The 15,086-nt window shown below is 49.3% G+C and carries 13 protein-coding genes; 1 reads left to right on the top strand and 12 read right to left on the bottom strand.

The genetic code is table 11. The features are described 5' to 3' along the window. Positions 1-350 precede the first annotated feature (350 nt). Complete coding sequence (locus HNP82_RS05090; protein WP_183772188.1) at positions 351-1,040, top strand: histidinol-phosphatase HisJ family protein; 690 nt, start codon at positions 351-353, stop codon at positions 1,038-1,040. 106 nt (positions 1,041-1,146) lie between these two features. On the opposite strand, the gene HNP82_RS05095 is transcribed toward HNP82_RS05090, so the two are convergent. The 12 genes from HNP82_RS05095 to HNP82_RS05150 form a co-directional block, all read right to left on the bottom strand. Beyond that, complete coding sequence (locus tag HNP82_RS05095) at positions 1,147-1,977, bottom strand: pyridoxamine kinase (RefSeq protein ID WP_183772190.1); 831 nt, start codon at positions 1,975-1,977, stop codon at positions 1,147-1,149. Positions 1,978-2,061: 84 nt separating this feature from the next. Next, positions 2,062-2,691, bottom strand: coding sequence for a trimeric intracellular cation channel family protein (locus HNP82_RS05100; RefSeq protein ID WP_183772192.1), 630 nt, complete (start codon positions 2,689-2,691; stop codon positions 2,062-2,064). A 4-nt stretch (positions 2,692-2,695) separates the two neighbouring features. Then, on the bottom strand, positions 2,696-4,672 hold the full coding sequence (gene metG / locus HNP82_RS05105; protein ID WP_183772194.1) for a methionine--tRNA ligase: 1,977 nt from the start codon (positions 4,670-4,672) through the stop codon (positions 2,696-2,698). A 693-nt stretch (positions 4,673-5,365) separates the two neighbouring features. Further along, positions 5,366-7,411: an FUSC family protein gene (locus tag HNP82_RS05110; protein WP_183772196.1), complete on the bottom strand. Its 2,046-nt coding sequence runs from the start codon at positions 7,409-7,411 to the stop codon at positions 5,366-5,368. Beyond that, the gene (locus tag HNP82_RS05115) at positions 7,386-8,222 is read right to left on the bottom strand and encodes an AraC family transcriptional regulator (protein WP_183772199.1); all 837 of its coding nucleotides are present in this window, start codon (positions 8,220-8,222) and stop codon (positions 7,386-7,388) included. Before HNP82_RS05115 ends, HNP82_RS05110 begins: the two co-directional genes overlap by 26 nt. A gap of 71 nt (positions 8,223-8,293) precedes the next feature. Then, a complete protein-coding gene (gene selD, locus HNP82_RS05120) occupies positions 8,294-9,346 on the bottom strand; it encodes a selenide, water dikinase SelD (RefSeq protein ID WP_183772615.1) in 1,053 nt (350 codons plus the stop codon). An 82-nt stretch (positions 9,347-9,428) separates the two neighbouring features. After that, positions 9,429-9,641 (bottom strand): sulfurtransferase TusA family protein, encoded by a 213-nt coding sequence (locus HNP82_RS05125; protein ID WP_183772201.1) that lies wholly within the window; start codon positions 9,639-9,641, stop codon positions 9,429-9,431. Beyond that, the gene (gene yedE / locus HNP82_RS05130) at positions 9,638-10,702 is read right to left on the bottom strand and encodes a YedE family putative selenium transporter (protein WP_207720564.1); all 1,065 of its coding nucleotides are present in this window, start codon (positions 10,700-10,702) and stop codon (positions 9,638-9,640) included. The genes HNP82_RS05125 and yedE overlap by 4 nt, the downstream gene beginning before the upstream one ends. Positions 10,703-10,849: 147 nt before the next feature. Next, positions 10,850-11,089, bottom strand: coding sequence for a DUF3343 domain-containing protein (locus tag HNP82_RS05135; protein ID WP_183772203.1), 240 nt, complete (start codon positions 11,087-11,089; stop codon positions 10,850-10,852). Continuing rightward, positions 11,086-12,219 (bottom strand): aminotransferase class V-fold PLP-dependent enzyme, encoded by a 1,134-nt coding sequence (locus tag HNP82_RS05140; RefSeq protein ID WP_183772205.1) that lies wholly within the window; start codon positions 12,217-12,219, stop codon positions 11,086-11,088. The genes HNP82_RS05135 and HNP82_RS05140 overlap by 4 nt, the downstream gene beginning before the upstream one ends. Before the next feature lie 184 nt (positions 12,220-12,403). Beyond that, complete coding sequence (locus HNP82_RS05145) at positions 12,404-13,384, bottom strand: uroporphyrinogen decarboxylase/cobalamine-independent methonine synthase family protein (RefSeq protein ID WP_183772207.1); 981 nt, start codon at positions 13,382-13,384, stop codon at positions 12,404-12,406. Between the two features lie 23 nt (positions 13,385-13,407). After that, a complete protein-coding gene (locus tag HNP82_RS05150) occupies positions 13,408-15,033 on the bottom strand; it encodes an ABC transporter substrate-binding protein (RefSeq protein ID WP_183772209.1) in 1,626 nt (541 codons plus the stop codon). Between the last annotated feature and the right edge of the window lie 53 nt (positions 15,034-15,086).

Here is a 15,086-nt window from a genome sequence, read left to right on the forward strand (position 1 = left end):
TTCCCTCCATATCTCTATTCAAGACTCGCTCACGAGTCTTGGCGCAGGATTCGGGTAGGCTTTAGCCGACATAATTCCTATCCGAATCCTTGCGCATCCTCGCGGAGCGTATATCAGATGGGGGGATTGACACCCGCCACTGAAACGAATTTGTTACCCACCGCTTATAGAGGCGGGGGCATCCTCCGTCTGATATATTTCACATTTGTTACTAATATTTTACAATATCATTTCACAGCACTGTTTTATTATATACCAAACCGGGCGGCTATCCAACAGATTTAAGAAAAAATTCATAAAATCAGGTAACCGTTCAGATTGCAAAAAAATCTGCCAATGGAGGGAAAGATATGTTAGCGGACTATCATGTACATACCGAATATAGTGATGATTCCACCTATTGTATGGAACATGTTATCACAGACGCAATCCGACTGGGATTAGAGGAGATATGTTTTACCGATCATGTTGATTACGGAGTGAAATGGGACTGGGACAGCGGGCAGGAAATTAAATATCGAAACGGAGAACCCCTGGCAAATGTAGATTATCCCCGCTATATGGAAGAAATCAAAAAGATGCAGGCTCTTTATGGAAGTAAAATTCGTATACGGACGGGGCTTGAATTTGGAATCCAGACACATACCATCCCTATGTTTCGTTCTCTTTATCATCGCTATCCCTTTGACTTTATTATTTTGTCAATTCATCAGGTCAACGATCAGGAATTTTGGACATATCCGTTCCCAAACGTAAAACCTCTGATAGAGGAAATCTTAAAGACGGTCATCACCGATGGCAAAGGAATCGAGGTCAATACGTCTTCCTACCGCTATGGACTTTCTGATACGACGCCATCCAGGGAAATTCTTAAATTATATAAAGCCCTTGGCGGAAAGATTATTACCATTGGCAGCGACAGCCACAGGCCAGAACACCTGGGAACCTATATAAAAGAGACAAAAGAATTATTAAAAGAATTAGACTATACGCATTTTTGTACTTATGAAAGAATGGTGCCGATATTTCATCCCCTGTAAAACAGGAAAAGAATAGAAATATCACTGTCCTGTCAGGGGGCCGGTTTCATAAAAGCGCGGCGCAAGTTTGTCTGCGGAAGCTTTTATAAAACCAACCATCTGCAGTTTAAACAAGATCTCTTAGCAGGGGCTCAAAGCTGACCCCGTCGGTCAGAGGGATCTCCATAGAAGCGGACAGGCGGATGGACTTTGCCACAAAGTCCGCCGCCTTCTTCACAGAGGCGGCCAGCGCCGTCCCCTTCACTGCGTCCGCCGCGATAATGGAGGCAAATAAGTCCCCGGTGCCGCACCGGGATTGCCCTGCCGATGTAAAGGGAAGCCACTGGCCGGCGTCCTTTTCCATACAGTAATTGGCAAATGTCCCATCTCGTGATTCGATGCCTGTGATAACGATCTTTTCAGGTCCCATGGCCGTCAGCTTCCCGGCCAGGGCCCGGATCTCCCTTTCATTCCAGCTTTGCTGCCAGGGAGTATCGGTGAGTATACACGCCTCCGTCACATTTGGCGTGATAATATTTCCCGCCGTGACCAGCTCTTTCATGGCCCGGCACATAGGCGCCGTGTACGTGCGGTATGTCCTTCCATTGTCTCCCATGACCGGATCAATAATAATCTGTGTATCTTTTGAAGAAAAATCCTCAAAAAAGCGGCGGACAATATCCATCTGTGCCTCAGAGCCGAGAAATCCGGTGTAGATCCCGTCAAATTTCAGGCCCAGTTTTCCCCATTCCCGGATATAAGGCTCCATTTTATCTGTGTAGTCGTCAATAAAACAAGAGGCAAAAGCGGTGTGGTTGGATAAGATGGACGTCGGCACCGGACAGCAGGCCAGTCCCATAACTGAGATCACCGGGATAGACACGGTCAGGGCACATCGTCCAAAGCCTGTCAGATCGCTGATGACCGCCACTTTTTTCTGATTGTTGTGGGATACCATAAATCACACTCCTTATTTCCGCGAGCAGTGAGCCAGACGGATGCACTTGCCCATCCATTTGGCCAGCGCCGCAAGATCTGACTGTTACTGGATCCGGGGCAGGTTCCAGCGGTAATGGGCCGCCAACAGCCGAATGAGAACGACCAGGGCCGCGGCGATGATCATGGCCAGAGTATCTCCAAGAAAGAGCCGGAAAATCAGACAGGCCACAGCTCCGGCAATGGAGGCGCAGGCATACACATGCTTAATAAAAACAAAAGGTGTATTTCCCGCCATAATATCCCGGATCATCCCACCGCCGATACCGGTGATCACTCCCACAAACAGAAGAAGAAAAATACTTTTATATCCTTTCTGCAATGCAGTGTCGATACCGATAACTGTAAAAGCGCCAAGACCGATGGCGTCCATAACGTTCATCCACTTTTCGTAAGTTTCTACAAAATGGCCGGACAAAAGCTCACGGCGCAGCCGGAACAGCAAAAACAGCAGACATGCTGTAAGTATTGAGACAACGGCGTAGGAGCTGTCCCTGAACATATTGGGCGGGGTAATGCCAAGAACCAAATCCCGGATCAGGCCTCCGCCAAGAGCCGTTGTGATGGCAAGGACATTAATGCCGAAAATATCCATATTTTTCCGAATACCGATCATCGCCCCCGAAGAGGCAAAGGCCACTGTCCCGATAATTTCTATAACATATACAGCCAGCATGACATCAGCAGATTTCAGCTCCCGCAGGCATTTCCTTCTCAGGAACCATTAAGGACAGATTTCCTTGGGCATCCTCAGCGCACAGGATCATGCCTTCCGACAGGATTCCCGCCAGCTTCGCAGGCTTTAAGTTGACAAGGACCATAACCTTTTTGCCAACCATTTCTTCCGCAGAATAGTATTTCTTAATTCCGGAAACGATCTGTTTCACCTGGCTGCCGATTTTTACCTGAGAGCAGAGAAGCTTTTTGGATTTTTTCACTTCCTCACAGGCAATGATCTCGCCTACCTGGAACTGAAGCTTTGAGAAATCATCGTAGGTGATCTCAGGCTTGGCCTCAATGTCGATGACTTCCTCATCTTGGGCATTTTCTTCCTGAGCAGGCCCTTCCTCTTTGACAGCGCGGGCCTCATGCATGGCCTCAACCTTTTCCATAACTTCCTTCAGATCCTGGCGGGCAAAAAGGATCTCCGGCTTTTCAACCACTTTGCCTCCGGTCTCAAGCTGTCCAAACTCGCCAAGCTCCTCGTAAGAACGGCGCTGTGTGCCTAACTGATCCAATATTTTTTTTGCTGTATCCGGCAAAAATGCCTCAAGGCATACGGCACTGATGCGGATACCCTCCATAAGATTATAAAGCACTGTTGCCAGACGGTCTTTTTTAGATTCATCTTTTGCCAGTACCCATGGCTCTGTCTCATCAATATATTTATTGCAACGGCGCAGGAGTACAAAAATCTCGGAAATAGCGTCAGCCACCCGCAGCTTATCCATCTTTTCTGCCACTTTTCCCGGCATAGCCAAAGCCACGGCCTTTAATTCCTCATCCACAGTCTCACAAACTCCTGGATTGGAGATAACGCCGCCGAAATATTTATTGTTCATGGAAATGGTCCGGTTCACCAGATTTCCGAGAATATTGGCAAGATCAGAATTTAACCGCTCTACCATCAGCTCCCATGTGATAGTGCCGTCATTGTCAAAAGGCATTTCATGGAGAACAAAGTAGCGCACCGCGTCCACGCCAAAGAAATCCACCAGATCATCGGCGTAAATAATATTGCCTTTGGATTTACTCATCTTTCCGCCGTTCATCAAAAGCCACGGATGTCCGAATACCTGTTTTGGCAAAGGCAGATCCAGCGCCATAAGCATGATTGGCCAGTAAATAGTATGGAAACGGATAATATCCTTACCGATGAGGTGAAGATCCGCCGGCCAGTATTTTTCAAACATAGGATCGCTGTTGCCATCCAGATCATAACCAAGTCCGGTAATGTAGTTGCTTAAAGCGTCAATCCACACGTAAACCACATGTTTCGGGTCAAAATCCACAGGAATCCCCCAGGAAAAACTTGTACGGGAAACACACAGATCCTGAAGGCCGGGCAGGAGGAAATTGTTCATCATTTCATTTTTCCGGGATTCTGGCTGGATAAACTCCGGATGCTCATTAATATAGTCGATGAGACGATCCGCGTATTTACTCAGCTTAAAGAAGTAGGCTTCCTCTTTGGCATCCACCACTTCCCGGCCGCAGTCCGGACACTTGCCATCCACAAGCTGGCTCTCTGTAAAGAAAGACTCGCAGGGCGTGCAGTATTTGCCTTCATAATAGCCTTTATAAATATCGCCCTGGTCATAAAGCTTTTTAAAGATCTTCTGCACCTGTTTTTCATGGTCTGCATCTGTTGTGCGGATAAATTTGTCATAGGACGTATTCATCAGATCCCAAATATTTTTTATCTGTCCGGAAACATTGTCCACAAACGCTTTCGGCGTTACGCCGGCTTCCTCAGCCTTGATCTCAATTTTCTGTCCATGCTCGTCAGTACCGGTCTGGAAGCGCACATCATAGCCTTCCATCCGCTTAAAGCGGGCAATACTGTCGGCCAGCACAGCCTCATAAGTATTTCCAATATGGGGTTTACCTGATGTGTAGGCAATGGCCGTTGTAATGTAGTAAGGTTTCTTTGCCATCTCTCATTCCTCCTGTTACAATCTTTTTTATTTTCCCGGAACACAGTTTTGGGAATTCATATAGAATCCTGCTTCCCAGGATTCTACGCCTGCGGCAAGCCGCGTCAGCGGCATCTTCTTCTTTGCCGCAGTGCGATCCCGCGCGGAGCGCTTTTTTATTTTCCCGGAACACAGTTCCGGGAAAATAAAAAAACCCGCCCTGAAATTTCAGGACGAGAGTCTATACTTCGTGTTACCACCTGGATTTATCCGCGCCTCGCGGCGGCGAACCTCAATAAGTACAATATCCGGGACTGGCAAATACAGATCTTTCGCCAAAAGTTCCCCTTCTTATACTCCGGCGCTGTAACGGGCGCCCCCGTCGCAGCCTAAAATATCCTCCCGCTCTAAAATCCGGAAAAATACTCTCGGTGCGCGGCTCCAAGGCCATGTTCAATACCTGCGTCTGCGCTTCTTCTCACCACAGGAAGCTCTCTGTAACAACGTTTAAGGTATCTACTCTTCTTTTCACTGCTTTTAACGCTTTTGATTGTGAACCATGGACAAAATAAAAAATCTGTCCATGACTACTTAAAGAATACGTCCTAAAAAAATATTTGTCAAGAGTGAAATCGCAAAAAGCAAATTATAAGCCGCCCCAGTGCGCCCACACCGGAGCGGCCATGATACCACACAAGGGCTGGGCAATTACGGTTACTGATACGATTTTTCGCAGATAAGGCGGTAGACTCTGGACACATTTTTTCCATACCGGGTCATAAGGTAAGACAGCTCCGGCTCTCCGGGAATAGTGCGGTGGTAATCCAGATCCCGGATCTTTCGGGTATGCCGCTCCGGCTTCAGCCTGAGACGCTGCTGGGCCTGGTTGAGAACGTAATCGGTAAAGGCGATATAATCTTCCAGTGTTTTCATGGCGGTCAGCCCACGGCGGCGGTTATTGACAAGAAAAAGCATCTGTTCCATTTCCGATACCATCCGCTGGGAAATCCTCAAAAATTCCAGATAGACGGGGCTTTTGTCGGGATGATTTTTTTCCACATAGTCTCTCAGTTGAACATGAATCATGTGGTATTCTAACTGTGCGTCGCAAATGATCCCATAATCCAGGGGCATACTTAAAGAGCCTCCAAGAATGCGCAGATACACATGATGCATATGAAAAATCTGCTGTATATTATAATGAAACTGTTGTCCCATACTTGTGGGGAAGAAAAATCTGTTGATCACAAGGACAATGGCCACAGCCGCCGCCACATAGAGGATGCGAAGCTCAATAGCTGTGGTCTCGCCCATAGCCAGGGTCGCCATAGACAGCCCGAAACAGGTAACAAAGCCGGCGTGAACCCGCGTTCCCGGCGTCGCCATATACATACATGCCGCCATAAGCCCGGCCAGGATCAAATGGCCGATGTAGCCCGGCAGCAGAGGATAGATCACCGCCATGACAGCGCATCCGGCTACAGTGCCGGCAAAACGGGTTTTCATGCGGTACTGGCTGTCCTCATACATGGGCCGGAGCAGCAAAAAAGCATTGAGTGGAAGCCAGTAACCGTGATCCGCACCGCTGATAACCACATAGGCAAAAGTCAGGACAAGGACAAGGCTCATGCGCATGGCAAATCGGAACTCAAAGGCGTCCATCTGAAGATGATAGCGAAACCGCCCAGCCGCCCGCTGGTGACGGGGCAGATCCCAGCCGGAAGAAAGTTGCCCCTCCTCAAATTGTCTGAGCGTATCCAGTATGATCACAAACGGGCGGACACAATTTTGCATTACCACAAAGATTTCTGTATCGTAAGTTTTAGCCTCCTCCACAAGTGCTTTTCCCCGGTCAAGGAGGGGCGATCGGTATTCTTCTTTCCAGAAATCACAGCCGCCAGCGTCTGCCAGGTAACCCCCGCAGCGCCTTACAAAATCTTTTTCTTTTTGACACAAATCATCCTCCGATGACCATGGCAGTTCCCGGCCGCTGCCGATAAAATAGGCGGCCCGCTGAAAGATCAGGGCAAAGTCATAGGAAACTTTGCCTTCCACGTCAACGATCTCCCGCCGCCCCCTGCGCATATAAGCGTCCCGGTAAAGACTTTGAGACAGGCTGTACAGGGTGGTTTCCGCCTCCCTGTCCGCCTCCTTGTTAAGGCAGCTTCTCAGCCATGAAGCATAGACTAAAAGCCCTTTTTTCGGGCGGCTGTAATCCGGGGTAAGGGGATGGGTCAGCCGGTAAATGACCGTCAGCGCCAGAAAACAGGCCATAGCATAAAAAAATGCCGCCGTCTGGGCTATAAAGCCGGAAAAATCCATAGGCAAAAGCTGGAGAAATGTAAATGTCATCAGCCCGGAAAAATAGGCCAGTTTGTTAAACTGGCTGGCTTTTAAAAAGATGAGGCAGAAAGGTATAATAAAATTGAGAATCAGCCTCAGCGCCAAATTCCATGTAGCCACATAGGCCAGGGCGCACAAAAATATCTGAAGGCCGGCGACCCGAAAAAGGCTTCCCCAAGACTGGCGTTTTTTATAATTTCCTTTAAACACAACAGTGACAATGGAAACGACCATGACACAGTGGGAGCCGAAAATCCAGATAACTGTACAAAACAAAAAAAGGAAGAAAACAATCACCGGAAGGGCCTGGGTAAACTTTTTCCATGTGCTTTTCATCTGATCCCTCACTGCTTTGGCAGAGATTTTCTCCAGCTTAATGACTTTCATCGCCTTACTGCCCCTCATGTTTTTCATCATTTCCGTTTTTTCCTTCCCGGACCTTTCTCAAAGTCCGGGGCGCACATCCGTAAATTTCTCTGAACATTTTTGTAAACAGCTTATAATTATTAAATCCATGGCGGGAGACAATCTCCATAATACTGTCCTCAGAAGAGAGAAGCTCTTCATGGATATGGGTAAGCCGTACAAGGTGGAGATGACGGATAAAATTTACGCCCATATATTTTTTGAAGAAACGGCTGAAATACTCCCGGCTCAGGCCAAAATTCCCGGCAATCATTTCCAAAGTCAGATCTTCCATATGATGTTCCTCCACATAGGCCGCCATCTCCTGTATGCGATGTCTGGGATCTGTAGCCGCGTCCCCGTCTTCTCTGGCCCTGTATATACCAAACACATTGACAAGCACTGCTAAAATATCCATAACTTTTGCCGTCCATGCCAGCCGCGCCCCAGGCTTTCCGCCTGTGTATATACCGGGAATAGACTGCATATTTTCACAGATCTTCTCATAATCCTTCCATTGGCCTGTCCTTATCTTATCCGGGCCGCACAAAATCATCCACTGTTCAAACCCAGGCACATAACATTCCAGGAACTCCTCTGGGACAAGAATCTGAAGTCCCTGGGACACTTCTGTAAGTACAGCCTCATGGACTGCCCCCGGATGGATCACAAAAAAATCACCGTCAGACAGACGATGCTCTTTTCCATCCATAACCACCGTCCCAAAACCTTTAAAAATATAATGCATTTCAAGTTCACGGTGGGCATGAGGCAAAAAGTAGCTGCCCCTTTCTGAATAATAATTAATCTCAATATCTTTCAACTATACTGCCTCCACATACCTTATGCCCGCCGTCCTGCCCTGCTGCTCACAATGTGAACAGTAGCCCTATTTCAATATAAAAATATCCGCTTTCCGCCTTTATAAGCGCCGATCTCACCGATAATTCTTGCTGATGGCACCTGCCCTTTCAACTCCTCATAAAGCAGTCTGGCATCGTCTGGGTCCACAGCCATCAAAAGTCCGCCGGAAGTCTGAGGATCATAGAGGATATCCTGAATCTCCAAAGAGACGCTGCCCTCATCTACCCACTCCTGGGCAAAAGACCGGTTGCGGTACATTCCTGCAGGCAAAATCCCAAGGCGGGCAAACTCCAGAGCCTCCTCGATATAATCCACGCTATCTGTCCGGATCCGGATGCAGACGTTGCTGCCCTGGGCCATTTCCAGAAGATGTCCAAGCATACCAAAACCGGTGACGTCAGTGCAGGCATGAACCCGGTATTTTACCATAATATCCCTGGCTTTTTTATTCAAGGTCATCATAATTTCATAGGCCCGCTCCCGTGTCTCATCAGACACAAGATCCGCCTTCATTGCAGTGCTTATAATACCCATACCCAGGGGTTTTGTAAAGATCAAAACATCCGACGGCCGCGCCCCGGAATTGGTCAGCAGCCCCTTTGGATGGACGAAGCCGGTTACTGCCAGACCATATTTGGGTTCATCGTCAAAAATGCTGTGCCCTCCTGTAATCAGGGCTCCGGCCTCATATACCTTATCATAACCTCCTTTTAAGATCTCATGGACAGCCTCCGAAGGCATCTTCTCAGGCACCGCCATAATATTCTGGGCAAGTCTTGGCTCACCGCCCATGGCATAAACGTCAGACAGGGCATTGGCCGCAGCAATGGCCCCGTAAATATAAGGATCATCCGCGATCGGTGGGAAAAAATCGACAGTCTGGACAAGGGCCAGCTCGTCTGAAATCTTATATACCGAAGCATCATCGCTTTTATCAAAGCCCACTAAAAGATTTGGATCACGGTGAACCTTAATATCCGACAAAAGCTTCGCCAGCACTCCGGCTCCTACTTTGGCACCGCATCCGGCGCACTTTGACAATTTTGTCAGCTTTACATTATCTTTTACGCCATTTTGATCCATTCGCATATCTTCCATTACCTGAATCCCCCGTTTTTTTCGTTCCTCCATCTTTTCCCGCCAGGCCTGTCTTTGTTCAGACTTTCTACTTTTTCAGCGTCAGCTTAAATTCATCTCCGTTATAACTCTCGGTTGTCACCGCATAGCCCTGATTTGTGCCAAACCGGGTCACATTTTCCACTGCGCAGCGGTCATCCACAAGAACTTCCAGCTCTGAGGGCGCGCTGTCCTTCACTTCCTTCTGCACCATAAGCACTGGTGTGGGGCATATATATCCTCTCGCGTCAATCTGCTTCATTTTTCTTTCCTCCATGTAAATGCGGCGGAAACTGCTGCCGCCACAGCAAAACCAAGAATAACCGCTACTTTTCCGTTAAAGGTCGGGCCGTCTGCGGATGAGGCCAGGCCAAAGTTGTGGCAGAAAGCGGCTCCGGCAATCATACCTATGACTGTCACCGCCGAATCGGTATTCCCCTCGCCGGCAAGGATGAGCTGCCGCAGCGGGCATCCGCCAAGGAGAATGGACATCCATCCCACTAAAGCCATACCCAGGAAATTCCAGAGACCGTCGCTGTGGGCCACAGGCTGTCCCGCGAAACCGGGATGAAAACTGCCAAGGATCAGATTTCCGATTACCACAGTGACGATAATGGCCGCAAAGCCCATGATCAGACTGAAATCCTTAAACATTACGCTGTTGCGGATGCCGCCCACCATACACATGCGGCTCCTCTGGCACAGGCCGCCCACGACCAGTCCGGCAACCAGCGACACAATCCATAATGGGTGCATACTTCCCGGACCTTCTGCGGAAACCTGAAATGCCGCAGGAAATACAAGTGTAAAAACAAATAAAATAACAAAAACTGCCGGAAGTCCCAGAGCCTCCCCTTTGGACTGGCGGTAAGCCCGGTTCAGAGTAAAGCCTTTTTTCAGAAAAATAATACCCTCCAAAATACCGGCCACAAAACCGATAAGGCCCAAGATCGCGTTGAAATCGCCGCCGCCAATGCGGATAACCATTCTCAGCGGGCACCCCAAAAACATCAGTGCCCCGATCATGACAAAGGCGCCCAAGATAAAACGGACCACCGGCGATGAGCCGCCCTTTCCCTTAAACTCTTTCGCGGCGAAGGCTGTAACGGCCGCTCCGGCAATGATTCCGACAATCTCCGGCCGGAAATACTGAACCGTGGCCGTGGAATGGAGTTTCAACGCTCCGGAAATATCCCGGAGAAAGCAGGCGATACAAAAACCCATGTTGGCCGGATTTCCAAGAAATGTCAGGGTCAGCGCCGCAATGCCGATGACAACTCCCGTGAGTAGAATGATCCCATTCTGTGACATAAATCTTTTCATAACAAAGCACCTCATCTGATGTTTTTCGGAGTCTCCGTAATTCAACGGAAACGACGCCATAATTATACCAGCTCTTTTAACCCCTGTGAATCCGTGATCTTTTCCAATGGCAGGACAAAACCACACCCCCGCCGCATCGCTGGAAATCTATGAATTGTAAGAGAGAACCTCATAGATTCCCTCAAACTCAGGGAAATCCTCCCCAGTCTCAAACAGAAAGCGTTCCTCAGGATCCGCCCACCAGGCAATGCCGCAGTCCGAAGTCACCGACCGGGGCACCGGCCCCAGGCGTCCGGGAAGGCCCCTGAGGGCACATATTTTCTCCATAGCCATGGCCGCCGCCGTGGTGTGAAAGGTGATGATCAATTTTAAAGTTTTCTCCCTCATCGTTTTGCGATCCTCCTTACCGCCTCAATAGCCTGATCCACGTCATCCGCTGTATTAAACCATCCAAAAGAAAAACGCACCGCCCCCTGCGCCTTTGTTCCCAGAGCCTCATGCATCCTTGGGGCGCAGTGGGCGCCGGAACGGACAGCGATATCAAACTCCTGAGATAAAATATCTTCCACCTCCCCGGAATCATAGCCGGAAATATTCAGAGCCACAATAGGCGCCCGATCCCCAGAAAAATCACCATACACTCGGACGCCCTGAAAATCTTTAATACCTTCATAAAAGGCGGCCGCCAGACGGGATTCATTTTTGTGGATTACGTCTGTTCCAATTTCCAGAATATAGTCCATAGCCGCTTTCAGTCCGGCAATCCCGTGACCATTGAGGGTTCCCGCCTCCAGACGGGTGGGATACTGGGGCGGCTGTTCCTGCAGATAAGTCTGGACGCCGGTGCCGCCCATTTTCAGGGGGCGGATATTGACGCCCCCGGCCACACACAGGCCGCCGGTGCCCTGGGGACCCATCAGCCCTTTATGTCCGGTAAAACACAAAACGCTGATCCCCATATCTGCCATGTGAATATGAAAACTGCCCGCAGTCTGGGACACGTCGGCGATGAACAGAAGGCCGTATTTTTCAGCGATCTGCCCCACCCTGGCAATATCTATAAGGTTTCCCGTCAGATTGGAGGCGTGAGTGCAGACAATCGCCTTTGTATTTTTCCGGATCATAGTCTCTATCTGAGAAATATCCACATTTCCCAGCGCGTCCGCCGGCAAAAAACTGACCTGGGTTCCCAGCGCCTGCAGGTGATACAGAGGCCGAAGCACTGAATTATGCTCCAAATCTGTGGATATGACATGATCCCCGGAATTGATCAAGCCAAAAATCGCCGTATTCAGCGCCTCTGTGGAATTGGCTGTAAAACACACCCGCTGTGGATCGTCCAGGTGAAACATCCGGGCCGCCGTCTCCCTGGCAGAATAGATGAGCCGGGCCGCGGACATAGCTCCGGCGTTAGCCCCTCTGCCGCTGTTGCCAAGACTGGTCATAGCCTCTGCCACCGCCTCAATGACACAAGGCGGCTTATGAATGGTCGTCGCCGCGTTATCCAGATAGATCATGGCGTCATTCCTCCTGTTATGATTCATTTTAGCATTGACCAAAGAACTATGTCAACATGCCTGTATCCAGGTTAATGCCCTGTGAATGCCCTGTGAACAGAGGCTCATGTGCCAAAGCAGCACAAAGGCCAATTCCCCCACAGCAAGCTGTGGGGGAATTGGCCTAGAGGACGCCTATATAGGGTTATCGATATAACGCTTCACTGTATTTGCGGCACTCATCACAAACCCAGGACCGCCTTCGGGCGATTTCCGGATTTGCCGGATCCCCCATAACAATGGGGAACAGGGCGAAATGCCCGTTTTTACCATAGTCGTCAACGACTTTGCGCGTGGCCGCGCGAACCATTTCCTCAGATGCCCCTTCAAAGTTATGAGGGCCTGTGGAATCCCATCCGCCGTGGATTAACAGCCGGTCTCCATATCTGGCTTCAATCCCGTTAAGGTCATTCATGATCTGTCCGGTCTGCCAGATCGTCGCCCCTGTCTCCACGATATCCGGAATAATGGCTTCTGCCTTTCCGCACACATGATGTTCCAGGATCAGTCCACAGTTTACCGCCGTCTTTCCCAGCATCATCTCAAAGGGCTTAATCAGATCATCATACATTGCTTTTGAAAAAAACAGGCCGTCGCCGGAACATACATCATCGCCATTGACATAAATATCCGGTTTATAGTAATAGGCAATCTTTTCTATGGTTTTCATTTTAAACTTTGTATGGGCCTCAAAAAATTCATAAACCGCTTCAGGCTCCTCAAGCATGGCAATAAGCGCTTCACATGTACCCATAAGGGATTGGAGCCGGTTAAAATTGCCTTCCATGCCAAAGCAGGCCACAACTTTTTCATTTCGGTCTATCCGGGCAAGATCTCTTTGGGCAGCCCCTTCCCAATCCATAGCGTCAAGATCCGGAAATTCAATATATTTTTTCCACTCTGTAATATCCTCAAGCACATGGTAATAAGGGTCAGGGATGGCCTGCCATCCGGTATCCTCCGTGCAGATCCATTTTGCCCCAAACATATCCTTTCCGCCCCGCATATAGTCCCCCTGATTATTAAGTACTGAGGCGCCCATAGGGGCATAGGCGTCATAAAAATTAGGCATCCATGCCGGTTTCTGATGATTATAAACTAAAAAGAAGTTTTCCCGTTCTGTCATCTTTGATAAATTTCCTCCTGATATTATTCCTGAGACGCCTGCCATGTCTCTAACTGCTGCTGTACATTGTCGATAACATCCTGGACGCCGGCGGCTTCCATCTTGTTATGCAACTCACTTAAATTGGCGTCTGCATCACCGATACCGCAATTTAAACCGCGGACATATTCATTCTTCGCGCTGGTCATCCCCGCGATCTGGGTATCCATTCCGGTGGAGTTTGCGGAAAAGCCAAAATTGGAAGACAGTGTGGCCTCAGCGTCGTACTGCTGTCCCTTCTCGCGGATATCCGAAGCCTCCGTATCTCTGACTCCTGCAAGGAACTGGTTGCCAAAGAGCCATGTATAGCCGTTATAGTAGCCCACAGAATTCATATCCTTGCCTTCCGGGAAAGAGAATCTTCCGTCCTCGCCAACCACATAATCTTCATTTTCAACACCATAGTTTAACAGGTTCACAATGCGCTCGTCAGTATACATCATATTTAAAAACTTCATAGCCGCTTCCGGCTCTCTGGCAGTCACCGGTATGGTCCATGTGATCGTCCCTACATTCCATGTAGTCAGAGGCGTCCGGGCAATCTCCACAGGAACCATTTCCTGCTGGCAATTCTGGTTTACTGTATCCAGCGCATTTAACTCGGTTCCGTTAAAGTAACAGAACGCTGTCCCGGCCTTAATATACTCCTCCGGCATCTGGTCGTCTGTGGCGGCGTCGGCGTAAATATAACCGGCCTCATACCACCGCTGAAGCATCCGGCAGGACTCCTGATAAGCTTCAGTATCATAGAGATTAACAATCTGGTTTGGATTATCGGAAAGAATACCGATATAACCGCCGATCAGATCTTCATAAGTCACCGCGTCGGCAAAATCGCCGGTGGTAAATACATTGGCAAAGTTCCATACGCCGGAGGTGGACGCCGGTACGATGGGCGTCAGATCAGTCTCATCTTTCACCGTCTGGAAAATAGCTTCCAGATCCGCCATAGAATCGGCGCTCTGGGCGGCCTCCAAAAGCCCAAGTTCTTCCAGCACATCTTTGCGCATGAAACAGAATGATCCCCCAGCCTTTGCGGAAATCACCGGCACTCCGTAGATGGAACCATCCTGAGTGGTAGCGTTAAAATACCCCTCCGGCATTGCCGTCGTTAAATCCTGTCCGTACTCCGCAAGAAGATCATCCAGAGGATTAAGCTGATTCTGTGCCTTCAGCGCAGAAATCGCCGTGGAGCCATAGAAAAATGTAGGCAGCAGGTCAAGCTGCTCTCCGCCGGAGATCATCAGATTGATCTGCTGATCCCAGTTGCCCTGCTCCAGAGAAAGGAGCGTCACTGATGTACTGATTTCCGGCACAGTGATGGCATTGATAGCGTCGGCCACTCTCTGGACGTCGTCGGTAGATATGGCCCTAGGCGAATAAAAGGCCATAACAATCTCTGCCACATCTTCCAGATTTTCTCCCTGGGTGCTGTCTGTACCCTGAGTATCTCCCTCCGCGCTCAGGCTGCCGCCAGTGGCGCTTTCATCAGCCGCGCTGCTTCCACTGTCCGCTGCTGTACTGGCTGTGCCGCTCTCTGAGCTTCCACATCCTGCGGCTGCCGCCGCCAGACTCATTGCCATAATTAAGGCTGTCATTTTTTTTGTCATAAACCCGTTCCTCCTCGCTTAGGGAGGCCCTGCGCCCCGTATATCCTGTGTTC

The sequence above is a fragment of the Catenibacillus scindens genome (assembly GCF_014202115.1).
Lineage (GTDB): Bacteria > Bacillota > Clostridia > Lachnospirales > Lachnospiraceae > Catenibacillus > Catenibacillus scindens.

Bases quoted from the DNA above. Each gene is read 5' to 3' on its own strand.
- HNP82_RS05110 (WP_183772196.1), bottom strand. From the start codon at position 7,411: ATGATGAAAAACATGAGGGGCAGTAAGGCGATGAAAGTCATTAAGCTG.
- HNP82_RS05095 (WP_183772190.1), bottom strand. From the start codon at position 1,977: ATGGTATCCCACAACAATCAGAAAAAAGTGGCGGTCATCAGCGATCTG.
- HNP82_RS05125 (WP_183772201.1), bottom strand. From the start codon at position 9,641: ATGAAGCAGATTGACGCGAGAGGATATATATGCCCCACACCAGTGCTT.
- selD (WP_183772615.1), bottom strand. From the start codon at position 9,346: ATGGATCAAAATGGCGTAAAAGATAATGTAAAGCTGACAAAATTGTCA.
- yedE (WP_207720564.1), bottom strand. From the start codon at position 10,702: ATGAAAAGATTTATGTCACAGAATGGGATCATTCTACTCACGGGAGTT.
- HNP82_RS05140 (WP_183772205.1), bottom strand. From the start codon at position 12,219: ATGATCTATCTGGATAACGCGGCGACGACCATTCATAAGCCGCCTTGT.
- metG (WP_183772194.1), bottom strand. From the start codon at position 4,672: ATGGCAAAGAAACCTTACTACATTACAACGGCCATTGCCTACACATCA.
- HNP82_RS05145 (WP_183772207.1), bottom strand. From the start codon at position 13,384: ATGACAGAACGGGAAAACTTCTTTTTAGTTTATAATCATCAGAAACCG.
- HNP82_RS05100 (WP_183772192.1), bottom strand. From the start codon at position 2,691: ATGCTGGCTGTATATGTTATAGAAATTATCGGGACAGTGGCCTTTGCC.
- HNP82_RS05150 (WP_183772209.1), bottom strand. From the start codon at position 15,033: ATGACAAAAAAAATGACAGCCTTAATTATGGCAATGAGTCTGGCGGCG.
- HNP82_RS05090 (WP_183772188.1), top strand. From the start codon at position 351: ATGTTAGCGGACTATCATGTACATACCGAATATAGTGATGATTCCACC.
- HNP82_RS05135 (WP_183772203.1), bottom strand. From the start codon at position 11,089: ATGAGGGAGAAAACTTTAAAATTGATCATCACCTTTCACACCACGGCG.